This window comes from Pseudogemmobacter humi, assembly GCF_900609055.1.
GTDB lineage: Bacteria > Pseudomonadota > Alphaproteobacteria > Rhodobacterales > Rhodobacteraceae > Pseudogemmobacter > Pseudogemmobacter humi.
Genome location: NZ_UXAW01000088.1, coordinates 1 through 19,411, shown reverse-complemented (window position 1 = coordinate 19,411; position 19,411 = coordinate 1). Strand labels below are relative to the sequence as shown.

General features: G+C 67.3%; 21 protein-coding genes and 1 pseudogene. 10 read left to right on the top strand and 12 right to left on the bottom strand.

The window, feature by feature from the left end:
* Positions 1-32 precede the first annotated feature (32 nt).
* Positions 33-1,223 carry a phosphoglycerate kinase gene (locus XINFAN_RS15825; protein ID WP_124087840.1) on the bottom strand — a complete coding sequence of 397 codons (1,191 nt, stop codon included), beginning with the start codon at positions 1,221-1,223 and terminating at the stop codon, positions 33-35.
* A gap of 169 nt (positions 1,224-1,392) precedes the next feature.
* On the opposite strand from XINFAN_RS15825, the gene XINFAN_RS15820 reads away from it, so the two are divergent.
* Positions 1,393-1,902 carry a peptidylprolyl isomerase gene (locus XINFAN_RS15820; RefSeq protein ID WP_124087839.1) on the top strand — a complete coding sequence of 170 codons (510 nt, stop codon included), beginning with the start codon at positions 1,393-1,395 and terminating at the stop codon, positions 1,900-1,902.
* Positions 1,892-2,536: pseudogene (locus XINFAN_RS15815) on the top strand (peptidylprolyl isomerase); the annotation flags it as partial. The gene XINFAN_RS15820 and the pseudogene XINFAN_RS15815, both read left to right, overlap by 11 nt.
* 202 nt (positions 2,537-2,738) lie before the next feature.
* On the opposite strand, the gene XINFAN_RS15810 reads toward XINFAN_RS15815, so the two are convergent.
* Together XINFAN_RS15810 and tyrS are read right to left on the bottom strand one after the other, a co-directional pair.
* Positions 2,739-3,239 carry a hypothetical protein gene (locus XINFAN_RS15810; RefSeq protein ID WP_124087837.1) on the bottom strand — a complete coding sequence of 167 codons (501 nt, stop codon included), beginning with the start codon at positions 3,237-3,239 and terminating at the stop codon, positions 2,739-2,741.
* The gene (tyrS, locus tag XINFAN_RS15805) at positions 3,239-4,489 is read right to left on the bottom strand and encodes a tyrosine--tRNA ligase (protein WP_124087836.1); all 1,251 of its coding nucleotides are present in this window, start codon (positions 4,487-4,489) and stop codon (positions 3,239-3,241) included. Before tyrS ends, XINFAN_RS15810 begins: the two co-directional genes overlap by 1 nt.
* A 65-nt stretch (positions 4,490-4,554) precedes the next feature.
* Here tyrS and XINFAN_RS15800 point away from each other — a divergent pair, with 65 nt between their 5' ends.
* A complete protein-coding gene (locus XINFAN_RS15800) occupies positions 4,555-5,670 on the top strand; it encodes an anhydro-N-acetylmuramic acid kinase (protein WP_233352251.1) in 1,116 nt (371 codons plus the stop codon).
* Here XINFAN_RS15800 and XINFAN_RS15795 read toward each other — a convergent pair.
* Together XINFAN_RS15795 and tkt are read right to left on the bottom strand one after the other, a co-directional pair.
* Positions 5,656-6,021: a DUF488 domain-containing protein gene (locus XINFAN_RS15795; protein WP_124087835.1), complete on the bottom strand. Its 366-nt coding sequence runs from the start codon at positions 6,019-6,021 to the stop codon at positions 5,656-5,658. The genes XINFAN_RS15800 and XINFAN_RS15795 overlap by 15 nt on opposite strands.
* 101 nt (positions 6,022-6,122) lie before the next feature.
* Positions 6,123-8,138 (bottom strand): transketolase, encoded by a 2,016-nt coding sequence (tkt, locus tag XINFAN_RS15790; RefSeq protein ID WP_124087834.1) that lies wholly within the window; start codon positions 8,136-8,138, stop codon positions 6,123-6,125.
* A 320-nt stretch (positions 8,139-8,458) separates the two neighbouring features.
* On the opposite strand from tkt, the gene XINFAN_RS15785 reads away from it, so the two are divergent.
* Genes XINFAN_RS15785 through XINFAN_RS15775 form a run of 3 tightly spaced genes read left to right on the top strand, consistent with a single transcriptional unit; the run spans position 8,459 to position 9,703 of the window.
* Positions 8,459-8,998, top strand: coding sequence for a hypothetical protein (locus XINFAN_RS15785; protein WP_124087833.1), 540 nt, complete (start codon positions 8,459-8,461; stop codon positions 8,996-8,998).
* Positions 8,991-9,374: a cell division protein ZapA gene (locus tag XINFAN_RS15780; RefSeq protein WP_124087832.1), complete on the top strand. Its 384-nt coding sequence runs from the start codon at positions 8,991-8,993 to the stop codon at positions 9,372-9,374. Before XINFAN_RS15785 ends, XINFAN_RS15780 begins: the two co-directional genes overlap by 8 nt.
* Positions 9,371-9,703: an MliC family protein gene (locus tag XINFAN_RS15775; protein WP_124087831.1), complete on the top strand. Its 333-nt coding sequence runs from the start codon at positions 9,371-9,373 to the stop codon at positions 9,701-9,703. Before XINFAN_RS15780 ends, XINFAN_RS15775 begins: the two co-directional genes overlap by 4 nt.
* 89 nt (positions 9,704-9,792) lie before the next feature.
* Here the strand turns inward: XINFAN_RS15775 and grxD are convergent, their stop codons facing one another.
* The 4 genes from grxD to purL form a co-directional block, all read right to left on the bottom strand.
* On the bottom strand, positions 9,793-10,152 hold the full coding sequence (grxD, locus tag XINFAN_RS15770) for a Grx4 family monothiol glutaredoxin (RefSeq protein WP_124087830.1): 360 nt from the start codon (positions 10,150-10,152) through the stop codon (positions 9,793-9,795).
* A gap of 87 nt (positions 10,153-10,239) precedes the next feature.
* Positions 10,240-10,482 (bottom strand): BolA/IbaG family iron-sulfur metabolism protein, encoded by a 243-nt coding sequence (locus XINFAN_RS15765; protein WP_124087829.1) that lies wholly within the window; start codon positions 10,480-10,482, stop codon positions 10,240-10,242.
* Positions 10,483-10,609: 127 nt separating this feature from the next.
* The gene (locus XINFAN_RS15760; RefSeq protein WP_124087828.1) at positions 10,610-11,092 is read right to left on the bottom strand and encodes a GNAT family N-acetyltransferase; all 483 of its coding nucleotides are present in this window, start codon (positions 11,090-11,092) and stop codon (positions 10,610-10,612) included.
* The gene (purL, locus tag XINFAN_RS15755) at positions 11,089-13,269 is read right to left on the bottom strand and encodes a phosphoribosylformylglycinamidine synthase subunit PurL (protein WP_124087827.1); all 2,181 of its coding nucleotides are present in this window, start codon (positions 13,267-13,269) and stop codon (positions 11,089-11,091) included. The genes XINFAN_RS15760 and purL overlap by 4 nt, the downstream gene beginning before the upstream one ends.
* A 319-nt stretch (positions 13,270-13,588) precedes the next feature.
* Here purL and XINFAN_RS21795 point away from each other — a divergent pair, with 319 nt between their 5' ends.
* Positions 13,589-13,735 carry a hypothetical protein gene (locus XINFAN_RS21795; RefSeq protein ID WP_160144638.1) on the top strand — a complete coding sequence of 49 codons (147 nt, stop codon included), beginning with the start codon at positions 13,589-13,591 and terminating at the stop codon, positions 13,733-13,735.
* Here XINFAN_RS21795 and XINFAN_RS15750 read toward each other — a convergent pair.
* A complete protein-coding gene (locus XINFAN_RS15750) occupies positions 13,726-14,619 on the bottom strand; it encodes a LysR family transcriptional regulator (protein WP_124087826.1) in 894 nt (297 codons plus the stop codon). The two genes, XINFAN_RS21795 and XINFAN_RS15750, sit on opposite strands and share 10 nt — an antisense overlap.
* A 201-nt stretch (positions 14,620-14,820) precedes the next feature.
* On the opposite strand from XINFAN_RS15750, the gene murI reads away from it, so the two are divergent.
* A complete protein-coding gene (murI, locus tag XINFAN_RS15745; RefSeq protein ID WP_124087825.1) occupies positions 14,821-15,633 on the top strand; it encodes a glutamate racemase in 813 nt (270 codons plus the stop codon).
* Positions 15,634-15,674: 41 nt separating this feature from the next.
* On the opposite strand, the gene XINFAN_RS15740 is transcribed toward murI, so the two are convergent.
* Positions 15,675-16,295, bottom strand: a complete 621-nt coding sequence (locus XINFAN_RS15740) for a thiamine phosphate synthase (RefSeq protein ID WP_124087824.1) — start codon at positions 16,293-16,295, stop codon at positions 15,675-15,677.
* Between the two features lie 187 nt (positions 16,296-16,482).
* On the opposite strand from XINFAN_RS15740, the gene XINFAN_RS15735 reads away from it, so the two are divergent.
* Together XINFAN_RS15735 and XINFAN_RS15730 are read left to right on the top strand one after the other, a co-directional pair.
* Positions 16,483-17,238: an RNA methyltransferase gene (locus tag XINFAN_RS15735; RefSeq protein ID WP_124087823.1), complete on the top strand. Its 756-nt coding sequence runs from the start codon at positions 16,483-16,485 to the stop codon at positions 17,236-17,238.
* 98 nt (positions 17,239-17,336) lie between these two features.
* The gene (locus tag XINFAN_RS15730) at positions 17,337-18,584 is read left to right on the top strand and encodes a lytic murein transglycosylase (RefSeq protein WP_124087822.1); all 1,248 of its coding nucleotides are present in this window, start codon (positions 17,337-17,339) and stop codon (positions 18,582-18,584) included.
* Positions 18,585-18,590: 6 nt separating this feature from the next.
* Here XINFAN_RS15730 and XINFAN_RS15725 read toward each other — a convergent pair whose 3' ends face one another.
* On the bottom strand, positions 18,591-19,364 hold the full coding sequence (locus XINFAN_RS15725) for an EcsC family protein (RefSeq protein ID WP_124087821.1): 774 nt from the start codon (positions 19,362-19,364) through the stop codon (positions 18,591-18,593).
* Between the last annotated feature and the right edge of the window lie 47 nt (positions 19,365-19,411).

Here is a 19,411-nt window from a genome sequence, read left to right as displayed (position 1 = left end):
CGCTGCAATGCTGTTAGCGTAAGCGCGCGCGCTTATGCCAGCAGCGCGGCGACGCCCGGCAGTTCCTTGCCTTCCATCCATTCGAGGAAGGCGCCGCCCGCGGTCGAGATGAAGGTGAAATCCTGCGCCGCCCCGGCCTGGTTCAGCGCCGCCACCGTATCGCCGCCGCCCGCGACCGAGATCAGCTGCCCGGCCTGGGTCAGCCGCGCGGCCTCGCGCGCGGCGGCCACGGTCGCCGCGTCGAAGGGCGCGATCTCGAAGGCGCCGAGCGGGCCGTTCCAGATCAGCGTGGCGCATTGGCCCATCACCGCCCTGAGGCCCGCGACCGTCTCGGGCCCGGCGTCGAGGATCATCGCATCGTCAGGGCAGGCCGAGACCGGCACGATCCGGCTGGCGGCGCCGGCCCTGAACTCCTGCGCCACCACCACATCGACCGGCAGATGGATCCGGCAGCCCGCGGCCTCGGCCTTTTTCAGGATCTCGCGGGCGGTCTCGGCCATGTCGCGCTCGGCCAGCGATTTGCCCACGTTCACGCCTTGCGCCACCAGAAAGGTGTTCGCCATGCCGCCGCCGATCGCCAGGTGATCGACCTTCGCGACCAGATTGCCCAGCAGATCCAGCTTGGTCGAGACCTTGGCGCCGCCCACAACCGCCATCACCGGGCGCGCGGGCTTCCCGAGCGCGGCGTCCAGCGCCTTCAGCTCCGCCTCCATCAGCCGCCCCGCCGCATGGGGCAGAAGCCGCGCCACGCCTTCGGTCGAGGCATGCGCCCGATGCGCGGCCGAGAAGGCGTCGTTCACATAGATGTCGCCGAGCGCGGCGAAGGCGGCGGCGAGATCGGGGTCGTTCTTCTCTTCACCGGGGTGGAAACGGCTGTTCTCAAGCAACACCACATCATGCGGCCCGGCTTCGGCGATGGCCGCCTTCGCCGCCGCGCCGGTGCTCTCGGGCGAGAACACCACCTTGCGCCCGAGGCTGGCTTCCAGCGCGGGGGCGATGCGGCCGAGGCTCATCTCCGGCACCACCTTGCCCTTCGGGCGGTCGAAATGGGCCAGAAGCACCACCTTGCCGCCGCGGGCGATGATGTCCTCGACCGTGGGGGCGATCTTGTCGATCCGGGTGGTGTCGGTGACGCGGCCGTCTTCCATCGGCACGTTGATGTCCACGCGGGTCAGCACGACCTTTCCGGCCAAAGCGATGTCGTCCAGCGTTTTCCAGCCCATTCCCGGTCTCCTCCTGTGGCGCGCGCGAAGGGTGCGCGCCCCGCTGATTATGCGCAATTCTTTCGGCGACAAATGACCCGCCGTCAACCGATCAGGCCGGTTTGCCCTTTCCCTTTCCTTGCCCCGCAGCTACCCTCGCGCCCGACCGAAAGCCTGCAAGGGAAGCACAATGGCCGAGATCAAAGACCCCGAGAACACCATCATCCTGACGCTGAAGGACGGCGAAGTGGTGATCGAGCTTCTCCCGGATGTCGCACCGAAGCATGTCGGGCGTATGAAGCAGCTTGCCCGCGACAAGGCCTATGACAATGTGGCGTTCCACCGCGTGATCGAGGGTTTCATGGCCCAGACCGGCGATGTCGAACATGCCAATATGGAAAAAGACTACAATCCGCGCCGCTCGGGCACGGGTGGGTCGCAATATGACGACCTGCCGGCGGAATTCTCGAAACTGCCGCATGACCGCGGCACGATCGGCGCGGCGCGTTCGGCCAACCCGGACTCGGCGAACAGCCAGTTCTTCATCAATTTCAAGGACAACCATTTCCTGAACGGCCAGTATACCGTTTACGGCCGGGTGATCTCGGGGATGGAACATGTCGACAAGATCACCCGCGGCGAGCCGCCGGTGACGCCCGACCGCATGATCACCGTCCGGGTGGCCGCCGATGTTGCGTAAGCTCGCGCTGCTCTCCGTCTTCGCCGCCGCGCCCGCGCTTGCCGAAGGTGTGCCCGATCTGCCCGGCCCGAATCTGGTGATCGAGATCACCGGCGAGGCGAATGGCCGCGTGGTGATCGACCTGCTTTCGGACAAGGCGCCGAAGCACGTCGAACAGATCGTCGCGCTGGCGAAATCCGGCGCCTATGACGGCGTGGTCTTCCATCGCGTGATGGAGGGCTTCATGGCCCAGACCGGCGACGTTCAGTTCGGCAATCCCGGGAAGCTGGAAGCCACCATCGCGGCGCTGCCCAAAGGCGCGGCCGAGGGCACCGTGCAGGTACAGGGGATGGAAATCCCGGTGGAATACATCGGTCCGGGCATGGGCGGCTCTGAACTGCCCGACATCGCGGCCGAGTTCTCGGACATCTCGTTCCAGCGCGGCATCGTCGGCATGGCGCGCTCCGAGGATCCGAATTCCGCCAACAGCCAGTTCTTCATCATGTTCGCCCCGGGCGATTTCCTCGACGGGCAATATACCGTCGTGGGCCGGGTGATCGAAGGCATGGATGTGGTCGATCAGATCAAGCGCGGCGATTCTGCGCGCAACGGCGCGGTCGAGGGCGCCCCCGATGTGATGGCGAAAGTCACCGTCGAGGGTGAGGCGGAAGAGGCCGAAACGGCAGCCCCTGCCGCCGAGGCTCCGGCTGCGGACGCCCCTGCTGCTGAGGAAGCGCCCGCTGAGGAAGCACCCGCTGAGGAAGCACCGGCCGGGGAAGCCGCCCCGGCGGAGTGATCCGCCCGGCAGGATAAGACGAAAAAGGGGCCCTGTCGGGCCCCTTTGCATTTCCGCCGCGTCATTCGGCGCCGCAGCCGGTCAGGAACAGCTGATCCCAGGGTTCCTCGCCCGGCGAGGAGAACACCGCATAGCGCAGCTGGCGCCCGAGGTCCGCGAGGATCAGGCTTTGCGGCGCGGGCTGGTCCGGCCCCGGCAGGCCTTCCATGAGCAGGCCCGAATCCAGCCCGTAGACCACGCCCTCCCAGACCCGGCAGCCCTCCAGCACCTCGTCGTCGGTGGCGTCGTCCTGGCCGGGGCGCGGGCAGCCGTCATAGAGCCTGCCGATGTCGCGGCTGGTGCCCATGTTGCTGGCGACATCGCCCCAGAGGCGGCGGCCGTCCGCAAGATCCGCGTCGAACACCGCCATGACCATCCCCACGCTCTCCCATGGCTCGGTCGGGCGGAAGCGCAGGTGAAAGCCGGTCGCCGCGTCGCTGTAGACCGCGTGTTCCATCGGGCAGGCCACCTCAGCCGCCGCGGGGGCAGCGATCAGCGCGGCAAGGCAGGCAAGGCGCCGCATCACTCCAGCACCACCAGGGCGTGGCGCTTCTTGCCGGCGGTCAGCTTGACCGGCTCGGCCAGTTCGCCCGCACCGATCCGCAGCCCGGCGTCAAAGATTACCTCGTCGTTCAGCTTCGCGCCGCCCTCGGCGATCAGGCGCTTCGCGTCCTTGCCCGAGCCCGCCAGACCCGCGCGCACCAGAAGCTGCACGATGCCCAGCCCGTCCGCCACTTCGGCGGGGGCGATCTTCACGGTGGGCAGATCCTCGCCGATCCCGCCCTTCTCAAAGACCTCGCGCGCGGTGGCCTCGGCGGCCTTTGCCGCCTCTTCGCCATGCAAAAGCGCGGTCGCCAGATTGGCGAGGATGATCTTTGCTTCGTTGATCTCGGAGCCCTGCAACGCGCCCAGCCGGTCGCATTCCCCGACCGGCAGTTCGGTGAAGATCTTCAGGAACCGGCCCACATCGGCATCGGTCGTGTTGCGCCAGAACTGCCAGAACTCCCAGGGGCTGAGCATCTGCTCGTTTAGCCAGACTGCGCCATTCGCGGACTTGCCCATCTTGCGCCCGTCCGAGGTGGTCAGGAGCGGCGTCGTCAGCCCGTAGATTTCCTTGTCGATCACGCGGCGGGTCAGGTCGATCCCGTTGACGATATTGCCCCACTGATCCGAGCCGCCCATCTGGAGCAGACAGCCGTAGCGGCGGTTCAGCTCCAGGAAGTCATAGGCCTGGAGGATCATGTAGTTGAATTCCAGGAAGGACAGCGACTGTTCGCGGTCGAGCCGGGATTTCACGCTCTCGAACGACAGCATCCGGTTGACCGAGAAATGCCGCCCGATGTCGCGCAGGAAATCGAGATAGTTCAGCTGATCCAGCCATTCGGCATTGTTGAGCATGATCGCATCGGTCGGCCCGTCGCCGTAAGCGAGGTATTTTGCGAAGACGCGGCCCATCCCGGCGATGTTCGCGTCGATTTTTTCCGGCGTCAGCAGCGGGCGCTCGTCGGCCCGGAACGAGGGATCGCCCACCTTGGTGGTGCCGCCGCCCATCAGGGTGATCGGCTTGTGGCCGGTCTTTTGCAGCCAGCGCAGCACCATGATGTTCATCAGATGGCCGACATGAAGGCTGGCCGCCGTTGCGTCGTAGCCGATATAGGCGGGCACCACCCCTTTGATCAAAGCCTCGTCCAGCGCCTGGTAATCCGTGCAATCGGCGACGAAGCCGCGCTCGAACATCACGCGCAGGAATTCTGATTTCGGATGGTAGGCCATGGTGCGCTCCGCGCTGTCGTGCAATGAATTGCAGCGGTATAGCGGGGCAGGGGTAAAAGGGAAAGATGCGCGGCGATCCGTGGATGAACGGCCCGGTCTGGGCGCTTGGCGCGATGTCGGGGACCTCGCTCGACGGGGTGGACGCGGCCATGGTGCTGACCGACGGGCATCAGGTGCTGGAGTTCGGCCCGCATGCCTACCGCCCCTATTCCCCCGCCGAGCAGGCTGTCCTGCGCGCGGCGCTTGGCCGCTGGCCGGGCGAGGGCGTCGAGGCGGCTGCCGAGGTGGTCGAGACCGCCCATGCCGAATTGCTGGCGCGGTTCGAGGGCGCGCAGATCGTCGGCTTCCACGGCCAGACTTTGGCGCATGAGCCCGGCGGGCGCGGCACCCATCAGGCGGGGAACGGCGGGCTTCTCGCGGATGTGCTGGGCCTGCCGGTGGTCTGGGATTTTCGCACCGCGGATGTGACTTTGGGCGGCCAGGGGGCGCCGCTCGCGCCGTTTTATCATTTCGCGCTGGCGAAGAAGATCGGCGCGACCCGGCCCCTGGCGTTCCTGAACCTCGGCGGTGTGGGGAACCTGACCTGGATCGACCCGACCCAGCCCGGCCCCGAGGCGGAAGGCGCGCTGCTGGCGTTTGATACCGGCCCCGCCAATGCGCCGCTGAACGATCTGATCCGGGCGCGGACGGGCCGCGACTGTGACGAGGGCGGCGAGGTTGCGGCGAAAGGCCGGGTGAAGAAACCGCTGCTGGATCGGTTCCTGTCGCATCCGTATTTCCTGAAGATCCCGCCGAAATCGCTCGACCGCGACGCTTTCGCGGAACTGGTGCAGGCTGCGAAGAAGCTCGACACCGCTTCCGCCGCGGCGACGCTGACGGCGGCTGCGGTCAGCGCGGTGGTGAAGGGGGCAGAGCACTTCCCGCGTCCGGTCTCGCGGCTGCTGGTGACGGGGGGCGGGCGGCACAATCCGGTGATGATGAAGGGGCTGGCGCGGCGTCTTTCCTGCCCGGTGGAGCCGGTCGAGGCCGTGGGTCTGAACGGCGACATGCTGGAGGCCCAGGCCTTCGCCTTCCTCGCCGTGCGGGTGGCGAAGGGTCTGCCGACCTCGTGCCGCACCACGACCGGCGTTGCGGCGAATGTCGGCGGCGGGCAGATCAGCCGGCCCTCAGCCCTGGTCTGAGAGCAGCATCTCGCGCAAGGCCACGGCATTGTTGTGGTCCTGATCGCGCGCGGCATAGACCAGCGTGACCGGGCCCTTGCGGGCGAGGGCGCGGAGCTGGTCCAACTCCTCGCGCCCCGCTATTTCGGCCTGATAGCGGCGGCAAAACTCATCCCATTTCGCCGGGTCATGGCCGAACCAGCGCCGCAGCCCGGTCGAGGGCGCCAGCTCTTTCAGCCAGAGATCGGCGGCCAGCGCCTGTTTCGTCACCCCGCGCGGCCAGATCCGGTCGACCAGCACCCTGGTGCCATCCGCCGCGTCGGGCGGGTCGTAGGCGCGTTTCAGCCGCAGCCGGGCAGGGGAGAGGGGCATGGCATGTCCTCCGCCCCCATAGCCTGCACCATCGTGCACCCCCGGGCAAAGAAAAAAGGCGACCCCGGGGGCCGCCCTTCCTGTTCTCGCGGAGCTGCGGCTCAGAGCAGCGCTTTGACCTTTTCCGCCGCAGCTTCGGCGGTGATGCCGAACTCTTTATACAGCCGGTCGTAGGGCGCCGAGGCGCCGAAGGACGACATGCCGACGAAACCGGCCTTCGCCTCGCGTCCACGCTCGCCCAGAAGCCAGCGGTCCCAGCCCTGGCGCACGCCCGCCTCGATGGCGACGCGCACCGGCCCGGCGGGCAGCACTTTCTTGCGCCAGGCCTCGTCCTGGGCCGCGAACAGCTCCATCGACGGCATCGAGACCACGCGGGTGCCGATCCCTTCGGCCTGCAAGAGATCGCGTGCCTTCAGCGCGATCTCGACCTCGGAGCCGGTGGCGATCAGGATCGCCTGGCGACTGCCTTCGGCCTCGGCCAGCACATAGGCGCCTTTCGCGGTCAGGTTCTGGTTGGTGTGGGTCTTCCTGACAGCGATCAGGTTCTGCCGCGACAGCGCCATCACCGAAGGCGTGGTCTTCTGGCTGAACGCGATCTCCCAGGCCTCGGCCACTTCGGTCAGGTCCGCCGGGCGGAACACGAGCGTGTTCGGCGTCGCGCGGCTGATCGCCAGATGCTCGACCGGCTGGTGGGTCGGGCCGTCCTCGCCCAGACCGATGGAATCATGGGTCATCACATAGACCACCGGCAGGCCCATCAGCGCCGAAAGCCGCATCGCGGGCCGGGCGTAATCGGTGAAGGCCATGAAGGTGCCGGAATAGGGCCGGATGCCGCCATGCAAAGCCATGCCGTTCATCGCCGAGGACATGCCGTGCTCGCGGATGCCCCAGTACATGTAGCGGCCCTTACGGCTTTCCACGTCGAACACGCCCAGATCGGCGGTCTTGGTGTTGTTCGAGCCGGTGAGGTCGGCCGAGCCGCCGAAGGTCTCGGACAGGATCGGGTTGATGACGTTGAGCACCTTTTCCGAGGCCGAGCGGGTGGCCAGCTTCGGCTGATCCGCCGCCGCCTGCTTCTTCAGCGCGCGGATCGCCGAGGCGAGCTTGCCCGGCACCTCAAGCGCGAAGGTGCGCTCGAACTCGGCGCGTTTGCCCTGGGGCAGGGCGGCGAGACGGGTTTCCCATTCGGCGCGGGCGGCGGCGCCGCGGCTCCCGAGCGATTCCCACCAGGATTTGACCTCGGCAGGCACCTCGAAAGGCCCGTGCTTCCAGCCGTAGCCCTCTTTCGCGGCCTCAAGCTGCGCCTTGTCGGTCAGCGCGCCATGGCCTTTCGACGTGTCCTGCGCGGCATGGCCAAGCGCGATATGGGTCTTGCAGTCGATCAGTGCCGGGCGGGGCGATTTCTTCGCCGCGGTGATCGCGCGGTCGATGTCCTCGGGGTCATGGCCGTCGCATTCAAATATGTCCCACCCGCTGGCCGCGAACCGCGCCTTCTGGTCGGTCACGTCGGAAAGCGAGACCTTGCCGTCGATGGTGATGTCGTTGTTGTCCCACAACACGATCAGCCGCGACAGTTTCTGCCGCCCGGCGATGCCGATCGCTTCCTGGCTGACGCCCTCCATCAGGCAGCCGTCGCCCGCGATCACGTAAGTATAGTGATCCTGGATCTTCGCCCCGTAGCGCGCGCGCAGGTTTTCCTCGGCCATGGCGAAGCCGACCGAATTGGCGATGCCCTGGCCGAGCGGGCCGGTCGTCGTCTCCACCCCCGAGACATGGCCGTATTCCGGGTGGCCCGCGGTGATCGCGCCCCACTGGCGGAAGTTTTTGATCTGCTCCAGCGTCACATCGGCGTATCCGGTCAGATACAAGAGCGAATAGATCAGCATCGAGCCATGGCCCGCCGAGAGGATGAAACGGTCGCGGTCGGGCCAGCGCGGCGCCGAGGGGTCGAATTTCAGATGTTTCGAGAACAGCACCGTGGCGACATCTGCCATGCCCATCGGCATGCCGGAATGGCCCGAATTGGCGGCGGCGACCGCATCGAGCGTCAGGGTGCGGATGGCGGCTGCGCGCATCCAGTGATCGGGGTGACGGGCGCGAAGGGTCGCAATATCCACGGGACAGATCCTCTGCTCTGATAGCGGAAACATCAGTGCCCATACCCCCGCCCCGGGCCATGATCAAGCCGGGCCGCGCGGCTGTCCGGCAAGCCCCGGGAAAGAAAGCCGGAAATAAATCCGGAGGCGGAAGAAAGCCTGGCAGGGGGGCGCGCAAATCGCGCTAAACTCGGGCGAGGGGGTTTCTTCCACGATTCGCGCGGGTTATCCTCGGGCGCGGGGACAGGAACCGGCCGCCGCAGGCGGGGCCGGGAAGGCGCAAGGCAGAAAGCGGCGTGATGGCACAGCCGGGCAGGGCAGGAAGAATAGCGAGGGCAGGAATGCAGGAAATCGTGGAGTTCGAACGCCGCATCGCCGCCGCGCTGGTGCGGATCGACGCGGGCGTAGATGCGCTGGCGGGCGCGCTGGAACAGGCGCGGACGGATGCGCTGGCCCCTGCGGCGCCAGAGGCCCCTGTGGCTGCGGCCCCCGAGGCTGTTGCACCCGAGGCTGCGGCTCCGCCGGAAACCCCGGCTGATGAGCCGACGCTCGTCAGGATGCGCGAACGCCTCGCCGAAGCGCGCGAGCGCGAGGCGGCCCTGCGCGCCGGATATGAGGACCGGATCGCGGCGCTGACCGGCCAGATCGACGCCCAGGGGCTGGAGCTGATGCGTCTGCGCCGCACCGCTGACACCCTGCGCGAGGAATTGCGCCGGCTGCACGAGGCGGCCGCCGGCGGGGCGGTGGATCCGGCGCTGATCAACCGGGCCATGCTGGCCGAGCTTGACGCCCTGCGCGCCGGGCGGCTGAGCGAGATGGCCGAACTCGACGAGATTTCCGCGGCGCTTGAGGCGCATCTGGAGGAGGCCGCACATGCCTGACATCGAAGTCCTGATTGGCGGGCGCAGTTTCCTCGTCTCCTGCCAGCCCGGCGAGGAACATTTCCTGCGCTCGGCGGCGCAGCATCTCGACAACGAGGCGCAGCCGCTGATCGCCTCGATGGGGCGGCTCCCCGAGGCGAAGATGCTTCTGATGGCGGGGCTGATGCTCGCCGACAAGACCGCCGCGCAAGAGGATGAGATGCGCCAGCTGCGCGAGCGGGTGGCGGAGCTGGAGGGCCGTCCGGCGCCCGAGGCGCAGAAGGTCGAGGTGCCGGTGATCCCGCCGCAGGTGCCGGAGACCTTCGCCGAGATCGCCGCGCGGGTCGAGGCTTTGGCCGAACGGCTGGAAGAGAAACTGCAATCGGAGGTGGTATGATGCGGATTTATGCGGCGGCGCTGGTGGCGCTCGGGGCTCTGCCGGCGGCGGCCGGGCAGACGGATTTCGCCACCACGCGCTATCTGTGCGACCGTGGGGTGGAGGTGCCGGCGACCTATGTGAACGCCGACGATCTGTCGCTCGCGGTGATCCATGTCGAGGGCGCGCAGAACACTCTGGTGAACGAACCCTCGGCTTCGGGCGCCCGCTACGGCTGGCCCTCGGACGGGGCGCATTACGTCTGGTGGACGAAAGGTGATGAGGCCACGCTCTACTGGGCCGAGCGCGGCGAGGAGACGCAGCTTCTGTCCTGCAAGGCACAGGAGTGAGCAGGAGAGGATGCGAAATCTTCAAAGATTTCGCACCGGTTTCTTTGAAGAAACCGGCCCGGTTCCTTTAAAGGAACCGGGCCAGGGGATCAGGCATTCGCCTCGCGGATCTTGTCTGCGGCCTCTTTGTTGAAACCGACGCCCTTCTGTTCGAAAAGCGTGTCCAGCTCGCCCGACAGCGTCATCTCGGTCACGATATCGCAGCCGCCGACGAACTCGCCCTTGACGTAAAGCTGCGGAATGGTCGGCCAGTCCGAGAAATCCTTGATCCCCTGGCGGATTTCGGCATCGGCCAGCACGTCCACGTCGAGATAATCGACGCCCATATAGTTCAGCACCCCCGCCACCCGGCTGGAAAAGCCGCATTGCGGCATGGCCTTGCTGCCCTTCATGAACAGCACCACGTCGTTGGTTTCGACCTTTTCGCGGATCTGGTCCTGCGCGCTCATCTCATGTCTTCCTTCCGGTTCCAGGACGCAGCCGGGCCGTCGGAGCCCGCATCTGCCCTATTTCACAAAGCCCCGTTGCGGGGCAGTTCATTCCGGCGCCTTGGTGGTCAGCGCCAGCGCGTGCAATTCGCCGTTCGAGCCGTCCATCCGGCCTTTCAGGCTGGCATAGACCGCGCGCTGCTGCTGAACCCGGTTCATGCCGCGGAAGCTCTCGTCGATCACCTCGGCGGCCCAGTGATTCCCGTCGCCCGCCAGATCGGTGATGGTGATCTTCGCATCGGGAAAGGCTTCCCGGATGAGGGCTTCGATATCCTTGCCTTCCATCGGCATGTGATGGCCTCCTGTTCTTCCCGTTCAATCTAGGCCGCGGGCCCACGCGCCGCAAGGCGCTGCAACGCGCGGGGCAGGCCTCATTTTCTGTCTGAAAATATCCTCGGGGGGTGAATGAGCCGCAGGCTCAGAGGGGGGCAGAAGGCCCCCCTTGCGCCGCCCGCCACTCATCCGCCAGCATCGAAAAGGCGTGGCAATCCACCCATTCGCCGCCGCGCTTCCAGCATTGCCGCATCGTGCCTTCCTGCACGAATCCGGCGCGAGCGAAGGCTTTCAGCCCGGCCTCGTTGTCGAAGGCCACGTCGCAAAACAGCCGGTGCGCGCCCAACTCGCCGAAAACCGCCTCCAGCGTGGCGCGGATCAGCCTGCGGCCATCGCCACGCCCGGGGCGGGTCACGGCGAGGTTCACCAGGAAATACACTTCCGGATAAAGCTGCTCCACCACCGCGAAACCGGCGAAACCCTCCTCGTCGAGGATCAGGATGCGGCCGGTCTCGTCGGCATGCAGGGTTTCCAGCCAGGGAAGGCCCAGATCCAGCAGTTCCCGCGGGCGGGCCTTCGTCTCAAGGTCCACCCGCGCCAGATCTTCGGGCCCGGCCCGGCGGATCATCCGCCGATGGCGCAGGCGAAGGCGCTGCGGTAGAGCGCGGAAAGCTCCGCGAGCGGCGCGCTTTCCGCCCCGAAGACGACCGTGGAGCCCCCGAACCTGCCCACCCGCGTGACCGGGACACCAGCGGCCAGCGCCGCGGCCTCGATCTCCGCCGCGCCGCTTTCGCGGGCCGCGACCAGATAGCGGGCCTGGTCCTCGCCGAACAGCGCCGCGGTGTCCTGGACGGTCAGCGTGACGCCGATCCCGGCGCCCTCGGCCAACTCAAAAGCCGCCAGCGCAAGGCCGCCGTCGCCCAGATCGGTCGCCGCCACGATGTTGCGGCGCTGGCTGCGCAGGAAATCACCGTTCAGCTTCTCGGCCGCCAGATCGACCGGCGGCGCATCGCCCGCCTCGATCCCGAAGGCTTCCGCCAGCAGCGCCGACTGGCCGAGATGGCCGAAGCTCTCGCCGATCAGCAGCGCCACGTCGCCTTCGGCCGGTTTCCCGGCGATCAGATCGTCGAGCGAGGCGAGGATCCCCACCGCGCCGATGGTCGGCGTGGGCAGGATCGGCTGGCCGTCGGTCTCGTTGTAGAGCGAGACATTGCCCGACACGATCGGCATGTCCAAAGCCTCGACCGCCGCACCGATGCCTTTGATGGCGCCGACGAACTGGCCCATGATCTCGGGCTTTTCCGGGTTGCCGAAGTTCATGTTGTCGGTGGTGGCCAAAGGCAGCGCGCCGATGGCTGTGAGGTTGCGGTACGCCTCGGCTACCGCCTGCTTGCCGCCCTGATACGGGTTGGCCTTGACGTAGCGCGGGGTCACGTCCGAGGTGAAGGCGAGGGCCTTTTGCGTGCCATGCACCCGCACCACCCCCGCCGGCAGGCCCGGCGTCACAACGGTATCGGCGCCGACCTGGCTGTCGTATTGCTCGAAAACCCAGCCTTTGTGGGCGTAGGACGGCGAGCCGATCAGCGCGCGCAGCCCGTCGATGGCGCCGATCTGCGGCACTTCCGCGAGGGCCGCGGGCGCGGGCGTTTCCACCCAGGGCCGGTCGTATTCCGGCGCCGAGGACGACAGTTTGGAAAGCTGGATATCAGCCTTGATCTCATTGCCGTGCAGGATCAGGAAGCGGTCCTCGGGGATGGTTTCGCCGACGATGGCGAAATCGAGATCCCATTTGACGAAGATCGCGCGGGCCACGTCTTCCATCTCGGGGTTCAGCACCATGAGCATCCGCTCCTGGCTTTCCGAGAGCATCATCTCATAGGCCGTCATGCCGGTCTCGCGCTGCGGCACGTCGTTCAGTTGCAGCCTGATCCCAAGGCCGCCCTTGTCGCCCATCTCGACTGCCGAACAGGTCAGGCCAGCCGCGCCCATGTCCTGGATCGAGATCACCGCGCCGGTCTGCATCAGTTCCAGACAGGCCTCCAGCAGGCGCTTTTCGGTGAAGGGGTCGCCGACCTGGACGGTGGGGCGCTTTTCCTCGATCGTGTCGTCGAATTCCGCCGAGGCCATGGTCGCCCCGCCCACGCCGTCGCGGCCGGTCTTGGCGCCGAGATAGACCACCGGCATCCCCACACCGGAGGCGGCCGAGTAGAAGATCTTGTCGGTATCGGCCAGCCCCGCCGCAAAAGCGTTCACGAGGCAGTTGCCGTTATAGCTGCGGTGAAAACGCACCTCGCCGCCGACCGTCGGCACGCCGAAGGCGTTGCCGTAAGAGCCGACGCCCTCGACCACGCCCTTCACCAGATGCGCGGTCTTGGGATGCGAGGGCAGGCCGAAGGAAAGCGAGTTCATCGCCGCAACGGGCCGCGCGCCCATGGTGAATACATCGCGCAGGATGCCGCCCACGCCGGTCGCCGCGCCCTGATGCGGCTCGATATAGGACGGATGGTTGTGGCTCTCCATCTTGAAGATCACCGCCTGGCCGTCGCCGATATCGACCACGCCCGCGTTCTCACCCGGGCCGCAGATCACCTGCGGGCCGGTGGTCGGCAGGGTGCGCAGCCATTTCTTCGACGACTTATACGAGCAATGCTCGTTCCACATCGCCGAGAAGATCCCCAGTTCGGTGAACGAGGGTTCGCGGCCGAGGATTTCCAGCAGGCGCTGGTATTCGTCGGGTTTGATCCCGTGCGAGGCCACCAGTTCCGGGGTGATCGCGGGCTCTTGTGCGGCTTCGCTCTTGGTCATGGATCTGCCTCCGGGCGCGTCAGACGGGAAATCTGGCCCGCCTCTTAGGACATGCGGCGCGATTGGGGAAGGGGCCGGGACGGGGCGGGGCGGCGAATCTGGCGCGAAAGCGCTGCACCCCTGACGCCGCAGAGCGGCGGTTGCGCTAACGGGCAGGCGCAAAAAAAAGGCCGAGCAAAGCTCGGCCTAAGTCCAACAGGGAGGTGAGGGCGATCAGGTTGCCCTGATCAGCGCCTCGCAGCACTATTTATGGGCAGTTTGCAAAGGGTTCAAGAGCAGGGATGTCGCAGGTGCAGCATGTCCGCCATGCGCGATACGCATGGCTGTCACCTTCGCTTTTGAAATCGCCGCGGAATTCAGCCTTTCGCCGCGGCGCGGCGTCAAAGGAGGCAGACAAATTCCTTCAAAGGAATTTGCAAAAATCCTGGAAGATTTTTGGCCGCCCGGAGCGCCGCCTCAGCTCTGATGGCTGCGGCGGAAGTTCTGGATCTCGTCGGACACGAAATCGCGGAACGCGGCCACGCGCTTGGAATGGCGCAATTCCTCGGGATAGGCGAGGAAGACCGGCACCTCGCCCGATTCCACATCCTCCAGAACCCGCACGAGGCTGGGGCTGTCCTCGGTGATGTAATCGGGCAGCACGCCGACCCCGAGATGGTTGATCACCCCCTGGAGCACGCCGAAGTAATTGTTGACGTGCAGGGTCGAGGGGATCTCATGCGCCATGATCTCCTGCACCAGCCGCGCGCCGGCGGCCACCTGCGGGGTGCCCGGATGCTGGCAGATCAGCCGGTGCCGGCTCATCTCGGCCATGCTCTGCGGCGCGCCGTGACGCTGGATATATTCCGGCGAGGCGAAGAGCCGCATACGGATGTTCATCAGCCGGCGCCGGATCAGATCGGCCTGGCTCGGTTCCTTCATGCGGATCGCGACATCGGCCTCGCGCATCGGCAGGTCGAGCACGCGCTCCTCCAGCATCAGATCGATCTTGAGCGCGGGAAATTTCTCGTAAAGCCGCGCCAGCCGCGGCGCCAGCCAGAGCGTGCCGAACCCCATGGTGGTGGTGACGCGGAGTTCGCCGAACACCTCATCCTCGCTGTCGCGGATGCGCGCGGCGGCGGCGTCGAGCCGCTTGGCCATGGCCTGGGTGGCCTCGAACAGCAGTTCGCCCTGTTCGGTCAGGATCAGGCCGCGGGCATGGCGGTGGAACAGGGTCACGTCGAGGCTTTCCTCAAGCGCGCGGATCTGCCGGCTGACCGCCGATTGCGACAGATGCAGCACATCTCCCGCATGCGTCAGGCTGCCCTTGTCGGCAACCGCGTGAAAGATCCTCAGCTTGTCCCAGTCCATCGTTACGCCTTTCCAATACGCGGCGGACCCTATCACAAGCCATGCGCCAGAGGAAAACCGGATCACGCGATTTTGCTGTGGCTGCGGCGTTTTGGCGGTTTTGCGGCTGCTTCGGGCAGCAAAGACTTTCTCCGGTTGCGTCTTGCGCCTATGATCGCGGCAAAAGGCGGGGAAAGCCGCCGGCAAGAGAGAGGCAGGCAGATGGCGGTCGGCGTTTTTGATTCGGGCCTTGGCGGGCTGACGGTGCTGGATGCGGTCGCGCGGCGGCTGCCCGAGGTGCCCTTCGTCTATTTCGGCGACAATGCCCATGCGCCTTACGGGGTGCGCGATGCCGAGGACATCTTCAATCTGACCTGCGCCGCCGTGGAACGGCTGTGGGCCGAGGGCTGCGATCTGGTGATTCTGGCCTGCAACACCGCCTCGGCCGCGGCGCTGCGGCGGATGCAGGAGAGCTGGCTGCCGAAGGACAAGCGCGTTCTTGGCGTGTTCGTGCCGCTGATCGAGGCGCTGACCGAGCGGCAATGGGGCGACAACTCGCCCCCGCGCGAGGTGGCGGTGAAACATGTGGCCCTGTTCGCGACGCCGGCGACGGTTTCCAGCCGCGCCTTCCAGCGCGAGCTGGCCTTCCGCGCGATCGGTGTCGATGTCGAGGCGCAGCCCTGCGGCGGCGTGGTCGATGCGATCGAACAGGGCGACGAGATCCTGGCCGAGGCTTTGGTGAAAAGCCATGTCGAGGCCCTGAAGCGGCGGATGCCCAATCCGGAGGCCGCGATCCTCGGCTGCACCCATTATCCGCTGATGGAGCAGGTGTTCCAGCAGGCGCTCGGGCCGCAGGTGCGGGTCTATTCCCAGGCGAAGCTGGTGGCGGAAAGCCTCGCCGATTACCTTGCGCGTAGGCCGGAATTCCTCGGCCCGGGGACGGAGTCGAAATTCCTCACCACCGGCGAGCCGGAGATGGTCGGCGCCCATGCGACGCGGTTTCTGAAGCGCCACATTCAGTTCAGGAAGGTCTGAGGGGGGAGGGGCGAGCCCTCCCTTCGCGGGCCTGAAGCGGCTCAGCCGAGCGGCGCGATCAGCGCCTTCAGCGCCGCGAGCGGGTCTTCCGCGCGCCAGATCTCCTCGCCGATGGCGAAGAAATCGCTGACCGGGGCGAAGCGTTCGATCAGGTCCAGGCTCAGCCCGCCCTCGGCGATCACCGGCACTTCGATCATCTCGGACCACCAGGCAAAGAGGTCGTGCCCGGCGCGGCTGCCGTCGCCCAGACCCGTGTCGCCTACCGGGCCGAAAGCCACGTAATCCGCGCCCGCCTCGCCCGCGTTCAGCCCCTCATGCCGGCTGGCGCCGCACCAGGCGCCCACGATGGCATCGGGGCCGAGATCCTTGCGCGCCTTCCTGACCGAACGCGCGCCGTCGGTCAGATGCACGCCGTCGAGCCCGTGACGTTCGGCCAGCAGCAGATGGGTGTCGATCACCACCGCCACGTCGCGGGCATGGGCGATCTCGCGGCACAGATCGGCGGCGTGGCCGAGGTTGTCGGTGTCTTTGGTGGCGAGCGAGATCCTGAGGCAGGCGATGTCCACCGCGTCGAGCACCCGCGCCAGTTGGTCGGCGAAGATATCCGTCTGGAACGAGGGCGGGGTGATCAGGGTGATCTGCGGGCGGTCGTCACTGGCCATTTTGGGCTCCGGCAGGGTTTGGCGGGGAATTAGCAGGCTTTGGCGGCTTTGGCTACCGGCGCGGGGGGCCAGCCCCCCGTCTGCTGCGCAGACTCCCCCCGGGATATTTTCAGACAGAAAATGAGGCTTGCTTGTGCGGGGGCGCCGGGCGGGCTATCTGCCGGGCGTTGAACACGAGGGGGCGCTTATGTCGCAATCGGATCCGGTCGCGCCGGTCGTCGTGCTGGTGCGGCCGCAGATGGGCGAGAACATCGGGGCGGCGGCGCGGGCGATGCTGAATTTCGCGCTGGACCGGATGCGGATCGTCGATCCGCGCGACGGCTGGCCCAATCCGAAGGCCAATGCCATGGCGAGCGGGGCCGGGCGGGTGCTGGAGCGGGCCGGGATCTTCCCCGATCTGGGGGCGGCGGTGGCGGATTGCGATTTCGTCTTCGCCACCACGGCGCGGCCGCGAGAGCTGGTGAAGGAGGTCTTCACGCCGGAGGCGGCGATGGCGCTGGCGCGCGCGCTGTCGGCGGAAGGCAAGCGTGTCGGCATATTGTTCGGGCCGGAGCGGGCCGGGCTGGAGAATGCCGATCTGGTTCACGCCAATGCCATCGTGACGGTGCCGGTGAACCCGGAGTTCTTCTCGCTCAACATGGGGCAGGCGGTGCTTCTCCTGGCCTATGAATGGGGCCGCCAGGGGGCGGATGTGGCGCCCTCGGTCATGGGGCTGGCGCGCACCGAATTCGCCAGCCGCGAAGAGGTCGGGCGGCTTGGCGATCACTATGAGGAGCGGCTGGAGGCGGCCGGGTTCTTCTTCCCCGAGAGCAAGGCCGGGGGGATGAAGCTGAACCTGCGCAATATGTGGGGCCGGCTGGGGCTGACCCGGGCCGAGGTGCAGACCCTGCACGGGATGCTGCGCCAGATCGCCTGGAAGCTGAAGAGAACCGGCGAGGAATAAGGCGGGCGGCGGGCCGCCCGTCCGGGGCTCATGCTCTTTGCGGCGCGGTCGGGATGGGCTAATCTGTTGCCAAATCGAAAACAACGGCAGGCAGGCGCATGATTTCCCGCAGATTTTTCACTCTGACCGCCCCTCTCGCTGCGGGCGCGGCATGGCTTTCGGGCTGCGTCGGCGGCAGCGCGCCGGTGGCAGGCAGCGGCAGCCGCGAGACCCCGCCGCCGCGCCCGGTCGCCAATCCGGGCTGGGACGCCTGGGTCGAGGGCTACCGCAGCCGCGCCTCTGCCCGCGGGATCTCTGCCCCGACGCTGAATGCCGCCTTCCAGGGCGCGGGATTCCTGCCCGATGTGATCGAGAAGGACCGCAACCAGACCGAGTTCAAACGCTCGCTGGAGGATTACCTTTCCATCGCGGCCTCGGACGAGAGGGTCTCGCTCGGCCGTCAGATGTATGCGCGCCATGGCGCCACGCTTGCCGCCATCGAGGCCCGCTACGGGGTGGAGGGCCATGTCGTCGCCGCCTTCTGGGGGCTGGAGAGCTTCTTCGGCACGAGGCGGGGCAATGTGCCGGTGATCTCGGCGCTGTCGACGCTGGCCTATGATGGCCGCCGCGGCGCTTTCTTCGAGAGCCAGCTCGACGGCGCCCTGCGCATCCTTCAGGCCGGCGACATCCCGCCCGCGCGGATGGTCGGAAGCTGGGCGGGCGCGATGGGGCATACCCAGTTCATCCCGACATCCTACCTGGAATATGCGGTGGATTTCACCGGCGACGGGCGGCGCGACATCTGGTCGGACGATCCCACCGACGCTTTGGCCTCGACCGCGAATTACGTGCGGCGTTCGGGCTGGCAGAAGGGCCTGCCCTGGGGGATGGAGGTCAGCCTGCCGGGGGGCTTCAACCCGGGCCTTTTGGGTCGCGGCAAGGGGAAATCGGCGGCGGAGTGGAATGCGCTTGGCGTCACGCGGGCCGGGGGCGGCGCTTTGGCCGTGGGTGGCTCGATCATCGCGCCGGGCGGCGTGGGCACGCCCGCCTTCCTGCTGACGCAGAATTTCAACGTCATCCTGCGCTACAATAATGCCGAGAATTACGCGATCGGCGTCGGGCATCTGTCGGACCGGATCCTCGGCGGCGGGCCGGTGCGCGCGGCCTTCGGCCCCGATGCGACGGGGCTGACCAAAGCCGACCGTCAGGAATTGCAGCGCCGGCTGACGGCAGCGGGATTTGACACCGGCGGCACCGACGGGGTGATCGGTCCGAAATCGCGCGAGGCGATTACGGCGTTCCAGCGCAGCCGCGGCATGGCGGCGACCGGCGAGCCGTCGCCCGCGCTGCTGGCGGCTCTGCGCTGATCCCGCTCAGCCGGCGCGGGTGATGCGGGGCTGGCGCGTGGCCTCGGCGAAATTCTCCAGCACCGCGGCGGCGCCGTGGGTCTCCGCGAGCCGCAATAGGCCGAAGCGGATCGCCGCCATCTCGCGGTAGTAGCGCAGGAAGGCCGCGTTCAGCGCCGCGCCCGAAACCGCGCCGAGCACCGGCACCGCCTGGGCTGCGAGCTTCTGGCCAAGCGCCGCGGCGAGTTTCGGCGCCACCGTGGCGATCAGCCGTTGCAGCGCCGGGCCGGTCAGCGCGATCCGGGCCGAGAGGAAGGTGGTGTCGATCCCGTCGTCGGCGGCGATGGGGCTGCCGGAACTGAGCGTGCGCAAAGCCTCGGCCATGATCCAGGGATCGTCGGGATCGAACCCGGCTTTCGTCGCCTCGCGCCGGATCGCGTGCAAGAGCACGGTGATGGTGAACGGCAGTTCCGCGATGGAGCCGGGCAGGCCCGCGGCGCCGCCCGCAAGGCCCGCGGTCATCGCCGCCGCCATGGTGCCGCGCTCGCCGCTGCCGGGCAGCCGCCCGCCGTGACGCGCGATGCCGTAAGAGGTTTCCAGCGCCCGCGCCGTCACCTGTTCGATGCTGTTGCGAAAGCCTGCGGGCAGGGCGGATAGCTGATTTTCCAGCCTGCCGCCGAAGCGGATGAGCAGCCCCATCACCGGCCCGTTCGCCTTCTTCCAGCGCAAAGCCAGCGCGGCGATGGCGATTCGCGCCTCGGGCGGCACGGGAAGCGGCGGGGGCGGGTCGTCAGAGCGCATGTCATCCATAGCCCGGATATTGGGGGGCGCGGGGCGCTGCGCAAGGG

Excerpts from the sequence above, each read along its gene's own strand:
- XINFAN_RS15825 (WP_124087840.1), bottom strand. The coding sequence starts at position 1,223 with ATGGGCTGGAAAACGCTGGACGACATCGCTTTGGCCGGAAAGGTCGTG.
- XINFAN_RS15820 (WP_124087839.1), top strand. The coding sequence starts at position 1,393 with ATGGCCGAGATCAAAGACCCCGAGAACACCATCATCCTGACGCTGAAG.
- XINFAN_RS15810 (WP_124087837.1), bottom strand. The coding sequence starts at position 3,239 with ATGCGGCGCCTTGCCTGCCTTGCCGCGCTGATCGCTGCCCCCGCGGCG.
- tyrS (WP_124087836.1), bottom strand. The coding sequence starts at position 4,489 with ATGGCCTACCATCCGAAATCAGAATTCCTGCGCGTGATGTTCGAGCGC.
- XINFAN_RS15800 (WP_233352251.1), top strand. The coding sequence starts at position 4,555 with ATGCGCGGCGATCCGTGGATGAACGGCCCGGTCTGGGCGCTTGGCGCG.
- XINFAN_RS15795 (WP_124087835.1), bottom strand. The coding sequence starts at position 6,021 with ATGCCCCTCTCCCCTGCCCGGCTGCGGCTGAAACGCGCCTACGACCCG.
- XINFAN_RS15785 (WP_124087833.1), top strand. The coding sequence starts at position 8,459 with ATGCAGGAAATCGTGGAGTTCGAACGCCGCATCGCCGCCGCGCTGGTG.
- XINFAN_RS15780 (WP_124087832.1), top strand. The coding sequence starts at position 8,991 with ATGCCTGACATCGAAGTCCTGATTGGCGGGCGCAGTTTCCTCGTCTCC.
- XINFAN_RS15775 (WP_124087831.1), top strand. The coding sequence starts at position 9,371 with ATGATGCGGATTTATGCGGCGGCGCTGGTGGCGCTCGGGGCTCTGCCG.
- grxD (WP_124087830.1), bottom strand. The coding sequence starts at position 10,152 with ATGAGCGCGCAGGACCAGATCCGCGAAAAGGTCGAAACCAACGACGTG.
- XINFAN_RS15765 (WP_124087829.1), bottom strand. The coding sequence starts at position 10,482 with ATGCCGATGGAAGGCAAGGATATCGAAGCCCTCATCCGGGAAGCCTTT.
- XINFAN_RS15760 (WP_124087828.1), bottom strand. The coding sequence starts at position 11,092 with ATGATCCGCCGGGCCGGGCCCGAAGATCTGGCGCGGGTGGACCTTGAG.
- purL (WP_124087827.1), bottom strand. The coding sequence starts at position 13,269 with ATGACCAAGAGCGAAGCCGCACAAGAGCCCGCGATCACCCCGGAACTG.
- XINFAN_RS21795 (WP_160144638.1), top strand. The coding sequence starts at position 13,589 with ATGGCTGTCACCTTCGCTTTTGAAATCGCCGCGGAATTCAGCCTTTCG.
- XINFAN_RS15750 (WP_124087826.1), bottom strand. The coding sequence starts at position 14,619 with ATGGACTGGGACAAGCTGAGGATCTTTCACGCGGTTGCCGACAAGGGC.
- murI (WP_124087825.1), top strand. The coding sequence starts at position 14,821 with ATGGCGGTCGGCGTTTTTGATTCGGGCCTTGGCGGGCTGACGGTGCTG.
- XINFAN_RS15740 (WP_124087824.1), bottom strand. The coding sequence starts at position 16,295 with ATGGCCAGTGACGACCGCCCGCAGATCACCCTGATCACCCCGCCCTCG.
- XINFAN_RS15735 (WP_124087823.1), top strand. The coding sequence starts at position 16,483 with ATGTCGCAATCGGATCCGGTCGCGCCGGTCGTCGTGCTGGTGCGGCCG.
- XINFAN_RS15730 (WP_124087822.1), top strand. The coding sequence starts at position 17,337 with ATGATTTCCCGCAGATTTTTCACTCTGACCGCCCCTCTCGCTGCGGGC.
- XINFAN_RS15725 (WP_124087821.1), bottom strand. The coding sequence starts at position 19,364 with ATGCGCTCTGACGACCCGCCCCCGCCGCTTCCCGTGCCGCCCGAGGCG.